An 18732-nucleotide genomic window follows, 5' to 3' on the forward strand; every position below is an offset into this window, starting at 1 on the left:
TCGGAATTGGTTCTTGGTAATATGCTTCATTTATTCTCCCCAAATTGATATGCTTTAGACACAGCTAACGGCTCCTTCAAACCGGTTAGTCAACTAATAAAATTATGGGGATTTAAAATGAGGTATCTAGTAGCATCAAAATCATTGTCCTTCATTCATCTTAAAGATAAACGCAATGTATTTGCACCAATACCATTCTTTAAATGATATTCAAAACTATAGCTATTATTTATTAATAAAAACGCTTTATTACCGATAAGCTTACATATTGAAAAATGACTCTCAACTAATAAGTCAAAAGTGTACTCCTAATCATAACATAAAAAACAACACTTGTCTGCCATACCTTACACAAATTAAGTTGAAGAACTTATTTCAAATCCTCAGGATCGATAAGCTTATTGCTCAAGAGTTCTCTCATTACGGTCTCAGTCATATCACTTTTAAAAGCGAATTCATTTCTGATGTCAGAAACATAGGCTTTTAGTCTCATCTTGAGGTATGATCTACGCTCTTTGACCTCATTAAAAAAAAGTACTACAACAGGCTTATTAAGATATATAAACCTGGATACCTGAGCAGCTTCAATAGCAATCTGTCTTACACTTTCGGTATCTACGGTTATTGGCAAATATATTTCTGCTACTACCTGGCAATCAGCAGCGCCACTATTGGAGTTTGACACTGATTTATTCATCAACTCCCCATTCGGAATACTCACCAGGGAATCATCAGGTGTCACAATCCTGGTTGACCTCAGGCCTATTTCAACCACTTCGCCGTAGTATTCACCCGCTTCTATCTTATCCCCTACCTGGAACGGACGGTCAAAAAGGATCATTATCCCTCCAAAAACATTTTTAAGAATATCCTGAGCAGCAAAACCAACGGCAATACCAATTGAAGCAGTAACCGCAAGTACAGTGGCTATTTTGGGTCTGAAAACACCGGCTATAATAACAAAAATAACAAACAGCCATATCGATATTTTTACTACGGGAATAAGCCCTTTGATCGTTATCCTGTAATTGGTGCTTTTTTCGGCCAGTTTCTCAAGTATAGATCCAAAAAACCTGACCGTAACAAAGCCTATAAAGATGAATACGGCCGTCCAGAATATCTTTCCAAAAGAAATAATCTTCGATATTTGAGGTAAATCATCCTTCACGTCTTCCACAACATCCTTCTTACCTTCAGTCTCTTTTACCTGGGCAGTATCTGCCACTACAGCCTTCACTTCTACACTATCCACGGGTATCACAACCATAGCTCCGGCAACCGTATCTTTTTCCTTCTGTCCATAACTGTTTAGACCAAGAAAAAAAATCAGAAAATATAGTATGACTAATCTTTTCACGCTGTTAATGAATTATATTTTTCATTTTTAACATCATAACCGTTTGTCTGTAAAGCAAAGGATTGATCTGATATTTATTATTTTGTATAACGATGATTCCATCTTCAAACATGGGTTGTAAAACAGCCCTGGCTTTTCCCGAAGTATAACCTGTCACTTTACAAAAACCCTCCTCAGTCATACCATCATGAAACAGTAAATTGGCCAGAGCATAAAACTTAAGAGGAACCAGGCTGTTCATAAACGAAAAGTCTATGTCTTTCATGGAACCTATCACTATAGTGTTTCCTGTAATCTCCTTGGCAGAACGCAACCAATATATCAAAGCCAGACTCACATTGCTTTTGGCTATCTTGTTAAGGTTATTAAAGTAGCTGTCTCTCAGTGAAGCCTGCTGCTCCGCTTCGCTCAGTTTCTTAAATTTTCGCTGATTGAGGTCAGATGGTGCGGGTTCAAAACTCACATTATAACCACTTACTTTGTGTCGCTTGTTGATCATATTAACAATGGCTTGGTTATCAAAATCCTTCAATGGGATCAGATAACTAAAATGCTCTGCCAGGTTAATAGTTTTCTGCAAATACTCCCAGGCATAGCGGGTACCTCCTACAACCCAAAAGGTATATTTACTGGTCAACGAGATCAGCTCACAAAACAGCCTCAATGCACCAAAGCCATTAACTCTTTTTAAATAGAACTTCTGAATATTCTCCAGCACCACAATACGCTTTTTCTGATTGAGAAAGCTCACAAGATCATCAAACGTATCAAATTTACTTTCGAATTGCTCAGCAAAAAAACTGACGATTTCCGCAGGAGTTTCGATATGATTCTCAACCGAAAAGCGACAAACCATGCTACCTGTGGTCAGGTCGCTCAGAAAAAAGTTAAGCAATGTTGTAACACCGCTACCCTTTTCACCTGTAATAACTACTGAGGCAAAACGGCCTTTGGTCCAGTTATTATAGGCATTATTAAGCTGAAGCAGTTCTGTTTTCCTCCCTTCAAAAAAGTTGATATCAGCAAGCGGCTCTGTTCTGAATAGTCTTTGGTATACAAAAGGAAGTTTACTAATAGACTTTTCTGTCTCGACAAGAAAGTCAGCAAGCTCAGTGGAAATATCCTTTTGAAGCCCTGCAATACCAATCTTTTTAGAGGTCTCCTTAACAAAACCTGCTACCTTCCTATATCTGGTTCTGATAAATATCAAGGCAGTAGGAAGGAAATTTTTTATATTATGTGCAAGTTGCTCCTTAAAACGTGTACTTCTGTCTAAAGCCTTTCCCTTAGCAATACGAACGCGTATATCGAAAATATTCTCATTATTGGTAAACTTTACAAGGCTCTTATTAAAACTCTCCAAGCCTTGAAACAGGTCTTCATCAATGGACCGCTGCAGCCCATTCAGGTTATCGGAAATTGTCCCCACTTTTTCAATAGTTCGCTCGATTCCCTCTGCCGCTATCACCGCAGGATCGTCGGATCTTTCTTCATCATCAAACAGCGAAAGTGCCGACTCCAGATTAAATTCCGCAATTTGACCTATGTCTATGATATCGTTCTGCACATCGTTGAGGCTGTCAACAATGGCCAGTTTAACAGACTTAATCGTTTTTTGAAAGTATGGCCAGGATTCAAAATTGATCAGTTCGTAAGGGGACACAAAGCTTAATGAACTTGTCTTTATAGGTTGATCATAGGTTACACCTTTCATTACAGACCTTCGCGTGGAAATACCTTTTATCAATCTGTCAGTCTCTGATTCCAAATTGTTTACGAGGGCAGGAAAATCCTGAGCAAGAATCAGATTATTGGTTTCTGGCAAAAGCACTGGGGTCAATTCACCTCTGAGGTTACTCAGTTCCTGTTCAATCAAGACTCTCAGATCCTGGCCTTCATCATGCTCCCGAAGATGTGTTCTTGTGTTTTCAAGTACCGATTTAATTTCATTAAGCTTATGAGTTGTAACCAGGTTCAACCTGCCCTTCAGGTTTTCCTGGGTTTTATAATATTCCTCAAGTCCTGAATAAATTATTACATAGATTTCCAGATCTATTTCCCAGTCATCTGACAAGACAAAAAGTGCATTATTCCATCCACTAACTAGTGTAACGTACTGACTTTTAAGCAATTTATGCTGTTTCCTGTTTTTTCGTGTATTGAACCTATTGTTGGAAATCTCTATGGTTCCGGCTTTCTCATAGGCAGATGCATATTGATCAAAAACATGTTCATAAATCGTATCCGCTTCTTCTTTAAGCTCAGTTTTTAACTTTTGAAGTTTAGCAATTGCCTCATCAATACGGGAAATTAATGATTCATCTACCTCATAGATATGATTCTCACTATGCAAGAAGGTTTCAAAAGCCTGATCAATTTTACTATCAATTTCCCAACAGACCTTAGATGATCTTAAAAAAGCTACAAACAGCTTCGTAAACAATTCCAGCAACTCAATAGATAGTCTTTCTTTCAGATAGTACGAGGTAAGGTTTCTCAACTTCACCTTATGGCTCCATGGCTTTAATGGGATGAGCTGCTTTTTAAAAAGTTTACGAAAGCCATTACTAATTTTTTCCGGCCATTTTGAAATAGCATAAAAAAAACGCTTCCACCACTTACCAAACTTCAGCAAAGCGGAATTGTCTGGCTGCACTTTAAAGCGATCTAAGCTCTGGGGCAAGTCAACATTTTCTGCCAGACTATCGATATAATTTGTAGCATGTAAGTTAAACGCGCTAAAATCATCATCGAAACTAGCTTTTTCCAACAATTCAAACCTTGGTTCTACTATGTCAAGCAGGGCCTTTTTATAGGTATAGGTTTTTCTAAATCCATCGACCAATTGATCGGCCTTTAAATCCTTTCTTGCCACCTTCCGCTGCAATGCTGCTACCTTTTCAAGAAAACTAACCTGAATATCGATCTTTTTGCAGAGTAATTCCACAAAATCACTTTCAACGATAAGTTTAAACTTACTATATTGATCTTTTAACTCGGTATTCATGCCTTGTACATATTATTCGCTTCCGATGTGGAGCAAAGCATCACCCATATTCACAACAGGATAATTATTAATACCAATTACATATCCATTCACTGGTGACTTTATGACTTTCTCAAATTGCCCGTAGGGATCCGTAATCAAGCCCAGGTTTTGATTCTTTTCTATCTTGTTACCGTTTCTAACATGGGCATGGTGCAAACCTGCGTGCTTGGCTCGAACCCAAACAGATGATTTGATAAATATGGGGTCATCTACCGATTCGGGAGCATCGTCACGCATACCCAGATGCTTCATCACCCTAAGCATGCCTGACACCCCTACATCCAGCACTTGTTTTCTCAGCCTCAAGGTTTCCCCTCCCTCATAAACCAATATAGGTTTACCGACACGAGCAGCAGTTTTTCTAAGAGACTTGTCTCTAAATGGTGATTCTATTATAAAAGGGGCTCCAAAAGCCTTCGCCATTTCAAGTTCCATATCAGATTGAAAGTGCGCCCTTATTTGAGGGTAATTATTATGACTGGCTCCTCCGGTATGAAAGTCGATACCAAAATCTACCTGCGGTAATATTTCATTAGTCATAAAAAAGGCTACCCTACTAGCCAGAGAACCATGTTTCGATCCGGGAAAAGAACGGTTCAGGTCCTTTCCATCGGGAAGACCACGAGAGTGGTTAATAAAACCGTAAACATTAAATACCGGAATAGCTATTACAGTCCCCTTAGTAGGTTTATAGTATTTATTACGAATGATCCTCCTCATGATCTCGATGCCATTGGTTTCATCACCATGAACACCCGCCATAACCAATAGCGTAGGCCCTGGTTGCTTGGCCCTACTTACAAATACCGGTATGTTTATAGGTGTCCTTGTTGGCAAACGAGCAATCAATGCATTGATTTGCAACTCTTCGCCTCTGGCAATTTTATGCCCATCTATCACAATTTCAGGCATTCACTTTATCTTTTTGTATTTTCCCCTTTTTCTTACCGGCATTACGTTCCAGATATTCTACTATTTTCCCGGCAACATCTACTCCTGTAGCTTTTTCAATTCCTTCGAGGCCTGGTGATGAATTAACTTCCAAAATAAGCGGTCCGCGGGACGACTGCAACATATCCACACCTGCTACACCAAGCCCCATCTTCTTTGCCGCCTCTACAGCAGTACTCTTTTCTTTTCTGGATAGTTTTATAATACTTGAAGTACCTCCGCGGTGTAAGTTTGAACGAAATTCGCCTTCTTTAGCTTGCCTTTTCATAGCTCCAACTACCTGACCGTCTACAACAAACGCTCTAATATCAGCACCTCCGGCCTCCTTAACAAATTCCTGCACGATGACCCGTGCTTTAAGCCCATGAAATGCCTCAATTACGGATGCAGCAGATTTTCTATTGTCGGCTAGCACTACACCCAACCCTTGTGTACCTTCGAGAAGCTTAATGATTACAGGAGCCCCTCCCACGGCATTCAGAATATCGTCAGTATCCCTTGAATAGTTTGTAAACACAGTTTTAGGAAGCCCAAGTCCTGCTCTTGACAGGATCTGTAAACTTCTAAGTTTATCCCTTGAACGAATCAGTGCCTGCGACTCAACGGCCGTAAAGACCTTCATCATTTCAAACTGCCTGACAACAGCTGAGCCATAAAAGGTGACGGAAGCACCTATTCTAGGTACAATAGCATCGATATAATCCAGTGAACGTCCATGATAAATAATGGAGGGCTTATTTTGCTCCATTACAATTGTACATTTCAAATGATCTATTACCTCTACCTCGTGCCCTCTCTGTTCAGATGCCTCTACAAGCCTTTTGGTAGAATATAGATCTGCATTTCTTGATAGTATGCCAATATGCATTATTTAGTGTTTTTTAATTTGTACGATAGGTTAGATTTAGCTACATCAACAACAAACCCCATTTGCAATAGTTTTCTTCCCAGTAAAATAGGAAATTTAAGGCTGCCTCTGTCGCTCAACGAAAAATCCGTTTCATAATTTTTCCCAAAAATTGTAATTCGTGTTTTAATCACAAACCGTTTCTCTGAATCACCAAACGAGTTTTTAATGTTTCTTTCTTCAAACTTGTCAAAATAGAAGCTCCTATCATTATAGTCCGGGTGAGTAGGATCTAGGAGGGTGAAGTGCAATACTTCTTTCCCGTCTTTCTCTATAACCTCTGCATGATGATAGTGAATGGCCGATGAATATGCCCCGGTATCTATTTTTGCATCCAGTTCAAAAAGGTGCAGATCAGGCAGGTCTATCTTATCAAAGCGGCCAATGGTTAATTTTTTTCTCATTTCAAAATAACATGAATATACAAGTAATATAGTGTTAAAAAATACAATAAAAAAAGCCGGAACAAAGGCTGATCCGGCTGCGAATATCGTCGAAAGATTTTAATCTGTAACTTTAAATTTTACTTTGGTATTTTCCCATGACATGGTAACACCATCCTGCTCTGGATTAATTATAAAAGTCTCCACAAACTTATCCGTTTTAACAGGTTTTACCTTTACCCTCAGGGCATCTTCGCCATTATCATAGTTGTAGGCTCCCCATTGGTTAGGGTTTTTATTGAAAATGATAGTCCACTCATCCTTACCTGGTATGGTAAACAAGGCATACTTACCTTTTGGCAGAGCCTGTCCTTCAATTTTAACATCTTTGTCTACCTCAAAAGTGGTGGCATTGTTAGCTCCGGTTCTCCAAACCTGGTCATACGGCACCAAATCACCCATAATTGTACGGCCATTAGCAGAAGGCTGATGATAGTCAATGACAACAGTAGCTGCACCAATCTGTCCTTTGGCTTGAGCTGGAGGGCTTTTCATTTTTTTTTGTGCAAGTAACTGTGGTGAAGTTATTAAGGCCATAATAGCCAGCAAGAATGCTAGGTTATATTTTTTCATGATCTATTTATTTGGTTTGAATATGTAACTGATTAACGTTATTCTCTTCGAAAATGTTAGGAGGGAAAAGTAAGGGTGGGGATACAATAGAAAATGCCGGAAACCAACCCGGCATTTTCAAATAATCAGCATTTAATTTCAACCTGTAAACCTTTAGTAATAAACGATATGTGCTGATAAAGGTTACATTACATTCACCATTTATACATTAGAAAGCCTCAGCTATGGCAAAATAAAACCCACTAGTGTCTTCCCCAAGACCATAATCAATCCTAATATTGAGTCTATCGGCTTTATTGACCATGATCCGGAGGCCTGCGCCTACCGCATACTTAAAACCTCCAACATCAAAGTTTCTCACCTCTTTTGATACATCTCCGTAAGCACCAAATGCGGTAAAACCTAACCATGGAATGATCTGTTTTCTATATTCTAACTGCAAGGCCATTTGCTGATTATCCCGAAAGCGGCCATTGTAATATCCCCTCATGATGTTCTCCCCACCTAACTGAGCCATTTCACGAAAAGGAATATCACCTGTATTGAATTCTCCAAAATACTGGGCAGCAATAACATCTCCGTTTTTAAACATCCAATACCTTCTCAGATCTAGTGTATATCTGTTGAAATTAAAATCTCCTCCCAAAGCTTCTCCATGGAAGAAAGTGGAAAATTGTAGAAATACACCTTTTGAAGCATTAAGCACATTATTTCTGGTATCATAAATGGCAGAAAACCCAAGACCGGAATTGGTACCCGCGCCATTATCAACAAAAGGTATATCCCCAATAAGGTGATCTGGATCATACTCAATATCGTAAAGATGATTAAAACGATATTGCGGCCCAATGAATAAGGATTTCCTAACCTGCTTGAGTACACGCTCTTCAAATATGAAGACCTTATAGCCCAGTTCTTCCTCAAAGTCTTTTTCGGTCTCGTTTCCCACCCCATAATAGAGTATAGGAAAATCGTAAAAACTCACTTCACCGGAAAGCGCATATTTTTCATCCCTTGTAAATAGATTGTTTTTGGTACGCAAAATAATTTGATTATTGAGCGTATAAGCAGCCAACACTTCGGCATTGGAATTGCGAGTAGCCTCTCTGTCTCCAAGGTTAAATACTCCCGAAATCAGCCCTCCAAAACCCAGTCTTGTTTCGGGGGTATAAAATAAGGCTGGTAAGGGTGTTAATTTGACCTTTTTCTTGTAGCTTATGCTATCAGTCTCCTGCGCTAATGTGAGCTGAAAGAAGCATAGCAACATAATAAAAAAAAGGGAGGATATGTGATATTGCTTCAATGTCTTCAACAATGTTATTTTTAGATTGTAACTGCTAAAAGTAGATATTTTCAAGAAGAGCACAAATTACAAGAGGCTCTACTCAACATTGATGATTTGACGAGAGGGAAGTAAATCCCTTAAATAGAAAGCGTAAGATTCTGAAAGCCCCGATGGGTCATTCCTGTAAACCAGAGAACTAAATTCTTCTTATAAGGACTTTTGTTTCTAACTCTTTTGGAAATCTTTGACTATCTTGGTTTCACTAATGATTACCACCCATTTAATTCACTTTCTTCCTTTCCTAATCATTTAAAATATGTACCAAATGGCATCTAAACTTGAAGAACTGCTAACCGAAGCCTCTAATTACATTAAAAGCACTTCACCTTCACAACTTGACACCAAACCCTCCCCTGAAAAGTGGTCAAAGAAAGAAATACTGGGTCACCTTATAGATTCGGCCATTAATAATTTGCAGCGCTTTACAGAAATCCAATATTCAACAAAACCTTACCAGGTAAGGCCCTACGAACAAGACATGCTGGTCAAAGCTAATAACTACCAAAATGCTGACATCAATGAATTGCTCAATGTTTGGCTGGCCTTAAATACAAGGATTAAAGAGATAATAACTCATCAAACAGAGGTAACTTTAAATTATTCACTCTTATTGCCTAATGGAGAAGAGAATGATTTGAGGTTTCTAATCGATGATTATGTTGTACACATGGCTCATCACCTTAAACAGATTATGGCTTAAAATATAAAGTCAAAAGATTATCGTCTCTTATCGGTGATGGATGCGGAATCCTTTTCACGAGACCCGCCAGGAAAAATCGGAACTATTACCAATAAAGTCATAAGCAACGCTGACTAACAAATCGTTATAGAGGTGTTTCTGCTTCTATCAATATGGGTTGGAGGTGAATTCTTCATCATTTATCAATCATTGAAAAGACAAGATATCGATCCATGGAATATGCTATCTTCAGGCTTAAAGGACGATACTTTTATACTTTTTAGTTCTATTAATGATAACGTTCGGAGCTCTAAGGATTTACTGGATTTTACGAAACTTATATAACCTTCAGACCATTTATAAACACAGCAACTTCACTATTAAAAACAGAATTATCATAAAAAAGTATTAAATTTATCTTTCAACTATTTCCCGAATGGAATCGATTATTTACATTTTGATTGCCACCTTATTCCTGACTTCATACCAGGGGTTTAAGAGTCCGGCTTTTCGGGAAAAGTATATTTTTGATGTTGACCAAATTCTTATTGACAAAGAATACTACAGAGTTTTCACCTCTGCATTTTTGCACAGCAATTGGTACCATCTCATATTTAACTCGTTGGCCCTGTCATCTTTTGGCGTATTCGTGTTAGTGGTTTATGGTATTAAAGACTTTACTCTGATTTATATGATCAGCTTAATTGGTGGCGGGCTGCTCAGCCTGTACCTCCACCGAAACCATGGTGATTATCGTGCTTTGGGGGCCTCTGGCGCCATCTCCGGAGTAGTTTTCTCCACAATTTTGCTCTCCCCTACTTCTGAGATATCACTTTTATTTATACCCTATGGTTTTCCTGCCTGGGCATTTGGTATTGCATTCGTAGCATATACTGTTTGGGGTATCAAAAAAGGTAGTGACAATATTGGTCATGAAGCACACCTGGGAGGGGCCATTTTTGGAATGCTTACCACCATAGCCATAGACCCCGACCTTTTATCTACAAACTATTGGATTTTTGTGTTATTAATGGCTCCATGCCTTATCTTCCTGATATTTGTTTACAAAAATCCAGAATACCTTCTAGTTGAAAGCGTATCACTAAAGTCATTTATAAATACCCGCAAAAAAACTTATGAACCCACTAAGACCCCCGAAGAAGAACTCAATGATTTGCTGGATAAAATTAGTAGTCAGGGAATAGGCTCATTAACTGCAAAAGAAAAAAAGAAGCTGGAAGAGCTCTCAGGTAAAGAATTAAAATGAAACAAAACTTGAATAGCCCACTGGTTGATATTAAACATAAAGTATATGCCCCATGCTCCTTTGAAATCACTGACTATTTTGAGGAGACAGAAAGCAAGGAATACAGCGCATGCCAGTTTATACTAAACGGGCGTAGCATTATATGTAGAAGCTCAAAAATAACTCCCAAGAAAGTGGGGCAATTCGTTACATTTTGGAAGAGAAAAGGCAATGGACCTATTGAACCTTTTCATGAATCCGACTCTATAGACCTCTATGTAGTAAATGTTGCGGACAAGGGTAAGTTGGGACAATTTGTTTTTCCGAAATCAATACTAATCAAAAAAGGGGTTATTTCAACCCCTGTAAAAGAAGGGAAAAGAGCTATTCGTGTTTACCCTCCATGGGACAAAGTGAAAAACAAGCAAGCAGAACGAACTCAAAAGTGGCAATTGGAGTATTTTTTAAATGTAGATGATTTACCAGACTTGGAAAAAGCAAAAACTTTATACAGCAATAGAACAAGTTCCTAGTCAAGAGATGACTAATCCGATTGCCAGGAGTAATACCGCACAATATGCAAAAAAAATATCACATACTCAATGGCGATGTATTAAAAGAGCAGTTCCCTGCTGACATACCGGGAGAGATAATTGTGTTGAGAGAATGTTTAATGGATGGGCCCGTTATGAGCAATAACATTGATGGGTTTTATGCCATTCGAGCCAAATTCATCAGCCTTCTCGATGCCAATTTCACTGAGAGTACTCATTACGAAAAAACAGTACCTGAACTGGAAAAGATATCGGATATACCCGATATGAGTGACTTGACTTTGTGGTTTGAGGATGACCTGTTCTGTCAGGTAAATTTTTGGTTTTCCATCAGTCAGGTTCACCAAAGGAACATTGATCTGTTTCTGGTAAGACCTCCGCAGGATACCCTATATGGTTTTGGAGGGTTAGACAAAGTAGCTTTAAAAACTGCTTTTGAGAAACGTATGGCTATCACAGACGCAGATAAATTAGCACTGCTTTGGGAATTCTATAGAGGTAATGACTCTAAAAATCTTCTACTGACAGCCCATGAGTTGAGGTTTAAATACCCATTTATTCAACATGCAGTACAGGTGCACATAGACCGCCAACCTCAAGGTGAGTTTCCCGGTAGGCCAAAGGCCACTTTGAAACAAATTATTAAAGACCTCCAGACAGATCGTTTTGATCTGATTTTCCAGGAGTTCAGCAAAAGAGAAAGCATCTATGGCTATGGAGATTTACAAGTTAAAAGGCTATATAATGAAGTTATTACCAAAAAGTAGTGCCTCATTCCTTACTAGAGAACATTAATGTTTCCCAAATACAGATTGTCACCTCGCAGTCATTGATCATATGGGGGCTAGTTCCTTCTATCACGTCTCAGTGATAAAATATGAATTCATTGTTTACAATGAGAGAGACAAGACCTATCCTGAAAGCTTTCGGGACACTAAGAAGCAATCTCCCTGCCCCCTTTCTGAAATAAAAATCGTATCTTGTAATAAGGCTATTTAACGTGGAGACATGAAACCTCACCTTTTTCTATTCGCTTTAGTAATTGCCAGTAGCTGCACCAGAGTTTACTTTGAGCAACCACAGCCTAAAGGGGGAAAAGCTTTAACATCTTTTCCTGAACACTTAAGAGGTGCCTACATAGCGGATGAAGACACTTTCCATATCAAAGCCAATGAATTCACCTATACAGAGTTTTTTGATAGGTCCATTACGTTAGCAGAAATCAATTCTTCCCCTTTCATCACCATTCAGGATAGCCTCATTTTTGACAAATCCTCACTTGATAAGAATGGATGGAGATTCAGAAATTCGGACGACACGTTACATTACCGGGTAAAACTCAGGGTAAGGCATATTCTTTCCGATACACTCGTACTAAAAACCTATGACCACTTTTTGGTACTCAATGAAAGGGAAGACAAAAAAGACTTTTGGAACACCTACTTGATAGAGAAATTCAAAAACGGAGATATTAGTATTTGGTCTGTTGGTAACTTTAAAACAGAAACTAACCATGACAAGAAAATTAAGTATGAAGCCGAACTAAAGGATTTTTACAGGGTCACTGAATTCAAAAAAATTGGTGATGATGAATATTTGATCAATCCGAGCCTCAAAGAATTTAAGAAACTCATGAAAAATGGTTTCTTCACTAAGGCGGATACTTTTCGACTGATTAGTAACAGATAGCTTATGTTTGCTTTAGCCAAACAATAAAAATCATGAATTTCTTCAAACCTTTATCCTTACTTGTACTGAGTACGCTGCTACTTTCATGTGATCCTCTAAACAGAAAAAATGAAGAAGTCCGGGAAGTTCCTGAGGGTCCATTTGAAGGAGAAATTGCTTTATCAGAATCCAGAGGGCTTTATGGCAGCCTGTTCAAAACCCACACTTCGTACCTGATCTCTGAAAACACCCTCAAACGGGAAGAACGACTAGGTGGCTTAAATGACGTGTTTGATAATTATGCTGGTATTATTATCGATTTAGAAAAAGATAGCGTTACCCTCTACTATGCGGATATCACAGAAAAGTTTAAGCACACTCTTACTGTAAAAGAGTTTAAAGCGCAAATGACAAAAGGGTCTCTACCCAGAAGTACTCCTTCACCAATTGGAAATACTTTCTCATATTTCAGCGCATATACTCCTATTCATACTGCTGAGGATTCCGTGGTTATAGAAGGTTTTAATGCAGATTACAATTTGTATAGGGAGGACTTTTTCCAACAAGAAATATATGATTGCAAAAAGTTACAAATCAAACGTGAATTGCTTAAAATGGTCTTCCCCAACCTGCCTGCAAACACGAACTTCGTATTGAAATCGGAATTTAAAACCATCCTGACAAGTGTTAAAAACGACTCAATTGTAAACAATGATCAGGTCCGCCTGGTCGATGAGCTTTCCAGGGGAATTATGTTTCATATCGATTCTGTGGAGCGGGAAGAAACGAACCTGGAAAAACTCTCAAAAAGCAAGTGGGTAAACATGGGGCTAAACCTACTAAAAAAGGGCATCGACCTAAACCTACACATATCCAGCGAAATATCGAAGTTTTCCGGCCGTGGCACAAAGCCCATAGAATTTTCTTTACCTTCAGGTGAATTTAAAGAGATCGATGATTTTGATGCTTTTTGTAACTCCATACCTACTGGTGGCGAGTTTGATGACTAAAACAAATAACCATGAACCAACAAATAACCCAACTAGCTCTGGTTGTAGAAGACTATGATGACGCAATCGAGTTCTATACCAATAAGCTACATTTCGACCTGATTGAGGATACAAAAATGAGTGAAACCAAAAGATGGGTTGTTGTAAGGCCAAAAGGATCCGGTGGCTGCAACCTACTACTGGCTCTGGCTGCAAATGAAGAGCAAAAATCTAGAGTGGGAAATCAAACAGGAGGGCGTGTGTTTCTTTTTCTCCATACTGACAACTTTGAAAGAGACTACAAGAACCTTTTGACGCACAATATCAAAATAGTGAGAGGACCGTCAAAAGAGCCTTATGGTACTGTAGCTGTTTTTAAAGATCTATACGGAAATTTATGGGATTTGATAGAGCCTACAGATTTATGAACTTCCTCACAACTGAGAAAAAACTTAAATGAAGTTTCCCCCGTTAATCATGTACTTCCTTTATCAAACCCGAAAAAGGGAGAAGAATACTAAAAACTATGAACTTAAACCTTGCGGTACTTATTGATGGCGACAACATTCCATCTGCCTACCTAAAAGAAATGATGGAAGAGATAGCCAAATATGGCAACCCTACCATTAAAAGGATTTATGGAGACTGGACAAAACCTAACCTTTCCAAGTGGAAAAATCTGCTTTTGGAAAATGCCATAACTCCTATTCAACAATATGGCTATACTACTGGTAAAAATGCAACGGATTCAGCCATGATCATCGATGCCATGGATATATTATATTCAGGTAAAGTCAATGGTTTTTGTCTTGTATCCAGCGATAGTGATTTTACAAGATTAGCGACAAGGCTACGCGAAGCTGGTATGCAGGTGTTTGGCATAGGAGAAAAAAAGACTCCTAACCCTTTCATTGTAGCATGTGATAAATTTATCTATATCGAAATATTAAAAAATCAGCAGGAGGAAAGCACATTCGGTGCCTCTGAAACAAAATCCCATAAAAAAAGTAACCTTGATAAAATCACACAAAAAGAGATTCGACTGATATCATCTACCATTTCTGACCTAGAGGATGACGATGGGTGGGCATTTTTGGGAGATGTGGGTAGCCTCTTGCAGAAAAAACAACCTAATTTCGATTCTAGAAATTATGGTTTTCAAAAATTAACACCACTTATTAAGTCAATTAAAAACTTTGAAGTAGAACAACGTGAAACAGCTGGAGGACGCACCAAACTAATCTACGTTCGGGTTAAAAAAAATGCTAAAGTTAAGTCTAAATAGTTCTGCATAGTTTATAAGAACATGCGCTTGCCAGATCCCAGATAAAACAAAAAAGACTTCCGAAGTTTGTGTAAACCTCAGAAGTCTTAATTTAAACAGACCATAGGTCTAATAATCCTGGAGTAAAATTTTCCAGGCAGTTTTGACATCTCCTTTTTCCAGATGCTGCTGAGCCAACCTGTGCAAATCACTCTCAACATCTGAAGAACCTGTCAATATCGTTTCCACTTCTTCATTAATGGCATAAGCTTTTATCTCGTCATCGGTGGGCAACACTTCCGTATTTCCCAAACGCCCCAGGTTATTCCCCGTAAGCACTTTGCTAAACCTGATTCTCTCTGGAATTTGATCCACCCCCATGCCTAGCGTGGTTAAAGGCTTAGGAATTTCAAAAATGGAATCTCCCTGAGCCCGGCAATACCAGTTTCCCCCCATTCTTGCCACTGCATCCAGTTTAAATGGATCAATAATGGCATTTTCATCCAGTATATCCTCTTTAATGTGTACCAGCAGTACTTCGCAGATCACGAGGTTACCTGCACCACCTTCATTACCCAATGGCTTAACCTCAATTACCTTACACTCAAAAGCTGCCGGAGACTCTCCTATTCTGGGAGGTCCTACCAGCTCGGAAGCTATCGGTGTCAGCCCTGCCTTTTCAAACTCATTAACTCCTTTTCCATACTCCGTACTGGCCAGTGACATTTGCTCAACCATGTTATAATTAACAATGTTGATTACCACCTCCTTCACCTCGAGAACATTTTCGTAGGTGTGTTTTGTGGTATTGTCTCTACCACGTCTTGCTGGTGAAAACACCAGTATGGGCGGGTTGGCACTAAAGCAGTTAAAAAAACTGAAAGGACTGAGGTTCACATTGCCCTCTTTGTCTATAGTGCTGGCAAATGCTATTGGCCTGGGAGCAACAGCTCCCAATAAATAACCATGCATTTTACCAACAGAAACTTCTTTTGGATCTATTCTCAACATATTATTTTGCCGGTAAAACTTTTGACTTTACTTCTCCAAAACCTATTCTTAAACCATCCTTTTCTGCGTACCCTCTCATGATAACCGTATCCCCGTCTTCAATGAATTTTCTTTCTGATCCATCAGTCAGTTTGACGGGCTTTGTACCTTTCCAGGCTAGTTCAAGCATTGAGCCATATGAATCGGGTGTAGGCCCACTAATGGTACCTGAGGCATACATATCTCCAACCTGGATATTGCACCCGTTCACTGTATGATGGGCCAGTTGCTGGTTAACATTCCAATACATGTACTTGAAGTTACTCTTACATATTTTATTTTCTTCTCCTCCCTCCGGTTGCAGAAGAACCTCAAGATTAATATCAAAGTTCTTTTCATCTTTCACCTCAAGGTAAGAAAGCACCTCCGGCTTCTGTTCTGGTCCTTTTGTTCTGAACGGCTCAAGTGCGTCCATGGTAACGATCCATGGTGAAATGGAAGATGCAAAGTTTTTAGCCAGAAATGGCCCCAGTGGAACATACTCCCACACTTGTATATCTCGGGCTGACCAGTCATTGAATAACACAAAACCAAATATATAATCTTCCGCCTTCTCAGTAGGTATACTATTTCCCAGCCCGTTTTCCCTACAGGTAATAAACGCCATTTCAAGCTCAAAGTCCAGTCTTTTACATGGACCAAAAGATGGTTTATCTGCATCAGGAGCTTTGGTCTGCCCTTTTGGACGGTGAATATCCACCCCTGAAACTACTATAGAAGAAGCCCTGCCATGGTATCCTACGGGAATGTGCTTCCAGTTTGGAAGCAGTGCATTTTCAGGGTCCCGAAACATAGTACCTACGTTTGTGGCATGCTCTTCACTAGAATAGAAATCAGTATAGTTAGGTATTTTAACAGGCATAAGCATTTCTGCCTCCTCCATAGGTACAAGGGCTATTTCCCTGGCGGGCTTATTGTCGCGCAACTCATCGTTACCTGCCTCCAAAAGCTCAGATATCCTATTTCTGACTTCTCGAGTCTTCTCTTTGCCCAGGCCAATAAAATGATTGAGATAATGATGATTAAACACACCAGAAGGCAGTCCCAGTCCATCTAAAAAGCCATTTTCGTGTAAATAGGTCAGATCAAGAATGTACTCTCCAATGGCCACTCCTGCTCCCGCTTCCATATAATCGGTTTTGAATATACCAAAAGGCAGGTTTTGAATTGGGAAGTCAGAATTCTCCGGTACTTCCACCCACGACTTTAGAGATGGGTCGTTCGCTTTTATCATATCAATTAAAATGTTTTTTTATTTAACAAAACACCCCCTCTCTTTGGTTAAGAAAGGGGATTGAAATGTTTATAACAATTATAATTACAGGGTACCTCTCAGCTCCTGCTCTCTTTCTATAGCCTCAAACAATGCCTTAAAATTACCTTTTCCAAAAGACTTGGCACCTTTTCGCTGGATAATTTCAAAAAACAAGGTAGGCCTGTCACAGACCGGTTTGGTAAAAATCTGAAGCAAATAGCCTTCATCATCTCTGTCAATAAGAATTCCAAGCTCTCTAAGAGGGTCCAGGTCTTCATCAATTTCCCCAACCCTGTCCAGCACTGTATCATAATAAGTAGCTGGCACTCTCAAGAACTCTACTCCCCTGTCCCTCAATGCAGTAACCGTTTCAATAATATTATTCGTAGCCACGGCTATGTGCTGAACACCAGAACCATTATAGAAATCAAGGTACTCTTCAATCTGCGACTTCTTCTTACCTTCTGCAGGTTCGTTGATAGGGAATTTTATTCTGCCATTTCCGTTGGTCATTACCTTACTCATTAAGGCGGTATAGTCCGTAGAGATATCTTTATCATCAAAAGACACCAGCTGGGCAAATCCCATTACATCCTTATAGAAGTTTACCCATTTATTCATTTCATTCCAGCCTACGTTACCCACCATGTGGTCGATATAGTGAAGTCCTACCGGCTCAGGACTGTAAATAGTTTCCCATTTTTTATAGCCAGGTAAAAACACTCCATTGTAATTTTTGCGCTCAATAAAAATATGTACCGTATCACCATAAGTATGGATACCTGATTTGATGATGTGACCATCTTCATCTTCCACCTTCGTTGGCTCCATATATGACTTAGCTCCTCTTGAAGTAGTTTCTTTCCATGATTTTGTAGCATCATCGACCCATAGAGCCACTACTTTAACACCGTCACCATGTTGATCAAGGTGTTTATTATACTCACCTCCCTGACCTAAAGGCGTGGTCAATACCAAGCGAATTTTATCCTGCTCCAATACGTAAGAGGCTTTATCCTTTGCTCCAGTCTCAAGACCTGAATAAGCCAGTGACTGAAACCCAAAGGCCGTTTTATAAAAGTGTGCCGCCTGCTTAGCATTACCTACTATCAGTTCGACATAGTCAGTACCATTTAGTGGCAGGAAGTCTTCTGCATCTTTGAAGATCTTTTTTATTTCTGTGTTTTCTACTTGTGACATTTTTTCGAGGTTTAATGTTCCAAATTATTTTGTGATTGAGTCCGAAGTCCGAAGATGGATACACCCAGCTTAGGCAGCAAACTTCAATTCAGTTATCTCAACATATTTTTTTCTTTAAAAGCAACCATCATATTCATCAGGTTGTACGAATACTCATAGTGTATTTTAAACTCTTCTTTTGTTATATATTCTCTTCTTTCTG

Annotated in this window: 18 protein-coding genes; 8 read left to right on the forward strand and 10 right to left on the reverse strand. The window is 39.1% G+C overall.

The window, feature by feature from the left end; translation table 11 throughout:
- Positions 1-370: 370 nt before the first annotated feature.
- The 7 genes from JMN32_RS06450 to JMN32_RS06480 form a co-directional block, all read right to left on the reverse strand.
- On the reverse strand, positions 371-1357 hold the full coding sequence (locus tag JMN32_RS06450; RefSeq protein WP_317191765.1) for a mechanosensitive ion channel family protein: 987 nt from the start codon (positions 1355-1357) through the stop codon (positions 371-373).
- A 4-nt stretch (positions 1358-1361) separates the two neighbouring features.
- Positions 1362-4364 carry an ATP-binding protein gene (locus JMN32_RS06455; protein WP_202855489.1) on the reverse strand — a complete coding sequence of 1001 codons (3003 nt, stop codon included), beginning with the start codon at positions 4362-4364 and terminating at the stop codon, positions 1362-1364.
- A gap of 12 nt (positions 4365-4376) precedes the next feature.
- The gene (locus tag JMN32_RS06460; RefSeq protein ID WP_202855490.1) at positions 4377-5318 is read right to left on the reverse strand and encodes a succinylglutamate desuccinylase/aspartoacylase family protein; all 942 of its coding nucleotides are present in this window, start codon (positions 5316-5318) and stop codon (positions 4377-4379) included.
- Positions 5311-6225 carry a 30S ribosomal protein S6--L-glutamate ligase gene (gene rimK / locus JMN32_RS06465; protein ID WP_202855491.1) on the reverse strand — a complete coding sequence of 305 codons (915 nt, stop codon included), beginning with the start codon at positions 6223-6225 and terminating at the stop codon, positions 5311-5313. Before rimK ends, JMN32_RS06460 begins: the two co-directional genes overlap by 8 nt.
- On the reverse strand, positions 6225-6668 hold the full coding sequence (locus tag JMN32_RS06470) for an ATP-dependent zinc protease family protein (protein ID WP_202855492.1): 444 nt from the start codon (positions 6666-6668) through the stop codon (positions 6225-6227). The genes rimK and JMN32_RS06470 overlap by 1 nt, the downstream gene beginning before the upstream one ends.
- Positions 6669-6767: 99 nt before the next feature.
- Positions 6768-7280 (reverse strand): DUF2911 domain-containing protein, encoded by a 513-nt coding sequence (locus tag JMN32_RS06475; RefSeq protein WP_202855493.1) that lies wholly within the window; start codon positions 7278-7280, stop codon positions 6768-6770.
- A gap of 208 nt (positions 7281-7488) precedes the next feature.
- Positions 7489-8592 (reverse strand): BamA/TamA family outer membrane protein, encoded by a 1104-nt coding sequence (locus JMN32_RS06480; protein WP_202855494.1) that lies wholly within the window; start codon positions 8590-8592, stop codon positions 7489-7491.
- Positions 8593-8890: 298 nt separating this feature from the next.
- Here JMN32_RS06480 and JMN32_RS06485 point away from each other — a divergent pair, with 298 nt between their 5' ends.
- The 8 genes from JMN32_RS06485 (at position 8891) to JMN32_RS06520 (ending at position 15046) form a co-directional block, all read left to right on the forward strand.
- The gene (locus JMN32_RS06485) at positions 8891-9325 is read left to right on the forward strand and encodes a DinB family protein (RefSeq protein ID WP_202855495.1); all 435 of its coding nucleotides are present in this window, start codon (positions 8891-8893) and stop codon (positions 9323-9325) included.
- Between the two features lie 415 nt (positions 9326-9740).
- Entirely contained in the window at positions 9741-10571 is an 831-nt protein-coding gene (locus tag JMN32_RS06490; RefSeq protein ID WP_202855496.1) for a rhomboid family protein, read from the forward strand.
- Positions 10568-11083: a MepB family protein gene (locus JMN32_RS06495; RefSeq protein WP_202855497.1), complete on the forward strand. Its 516-nt coding sequence runs from the start codon at positions 10568-10570 to the stop codon at positions 11081-11083. Before JMN32_RS06490 ends, JMN32_RS06495 begins: the two co-directional genes overlap by 4 nt.
- A 44-nt stretch (positions 11084-11127) precedes the next feature.
- Entirely contained in the window at positions 11128-11871 is a 744-nt protein-coding gene (locus JMN32_RS06500) for a DUF1835 domain-containing protein (RefSeq protein ID WP_202855498.1), read from the forward strand.
- A 241-nt stretch (positions 11872-12112) separates the two neighbouring features.
- Entirely contained in the window at positions 12113-12793 is a 681-nt protein-coding gene (locus JMN32_RS06505; RefSeq protein ID WP_202855499.1) for a hypothetical protein, read from the forward strand.
- Positions 12794-12825: 32 nt separating this feature from the next.
- The gene (locus JMN32_RS06510) at positions 12826-13782 is read left to right on the forward strand and encodes a hypothetical protein (protein WP_202855500.1); all 957 of its coding nucleotides are present in this window, start codon (positions 12826-12828) and stop codon (positions 13780-13782) included.
- An 11-nt stretch (positions 13783-13793) separates the two neighbouring features.
- Positions 13794-14189, forward strand: a complete 396-nt coding sequence (locus JMN32_RS06515; RefSeq protein WP_202855501.1) for a VOC family protein — start codon at positions 13794-13796, stop codon at positions 14187-14189.
- 98 nt (positions 14190-14287) lie between these two features.
- A complete protein-coding gene (locus JMN32_RS06520) occupies positions 14288-15046 on the forward strand; it encodes an NYN domain-containing protein (RefSeq protein WP_202855502.1) in 759 nt (252 codons plus the stop codon).
- A gap of 108 nt (positions 15047-15154) precedes the next feature.
- On the opposite strand, the gene JMN32_RS06525 is transcribed toward JMN32_RS06520, so the two are convergent.
- The 3 genes from JMN32_RS06525 to hppD form a co-directional block, all read right to left on the reverse strand.
- Positions 15155-16036 carry a flavin reductase family protein gene (locus JMN32_RS06525; protein WP_202855503.1) on the reverse strand — a complete coding sequence of 294 codons (882 nt, stop codon included), beginning with the start codon at positions 16034-16036 and terminating at the stop codon, positions 15155-15157.
- Between the two features lies 1 nt (position 16037).
- Positions 16038-17309, reverse strand: a complete 1272-nt coding sequence (fahA, locus tag JMN32_RS06530) for a fumarylacetoacetase (protein WP_202855504.1) — start codon at positions 17307-17309, stop codon at positions 16038-16040.
- Positions 17310-17393: 84 nt separating this feature from the next.
- Positions 17394-18530 carry a 4-hydroxyphenylpyruvate dioxygenase gene (gene hppD / locus JMN32_RS06535; protein ID WP_202855505.1) on the reverse strand — a complete coding sequence of 379 codons (1137 nt, stop codon included), beginning with the start codon at positions 18528-18530 and terminating at the stop codon, positions 17394-17396.
- Between the last annotated feature and the right edge of the window lie 202 nt (positions 18531-18732).

It is taken from the genome of Fulvivirga marina (assembly GCF_016775155.1).
Taxonomy (GTDB): Bacteria; Bacteroidota; Bacteroidia; order Cytophagales; family Cyclobacteriaceae; genus Fulvivirga; species Fulvivirga marina.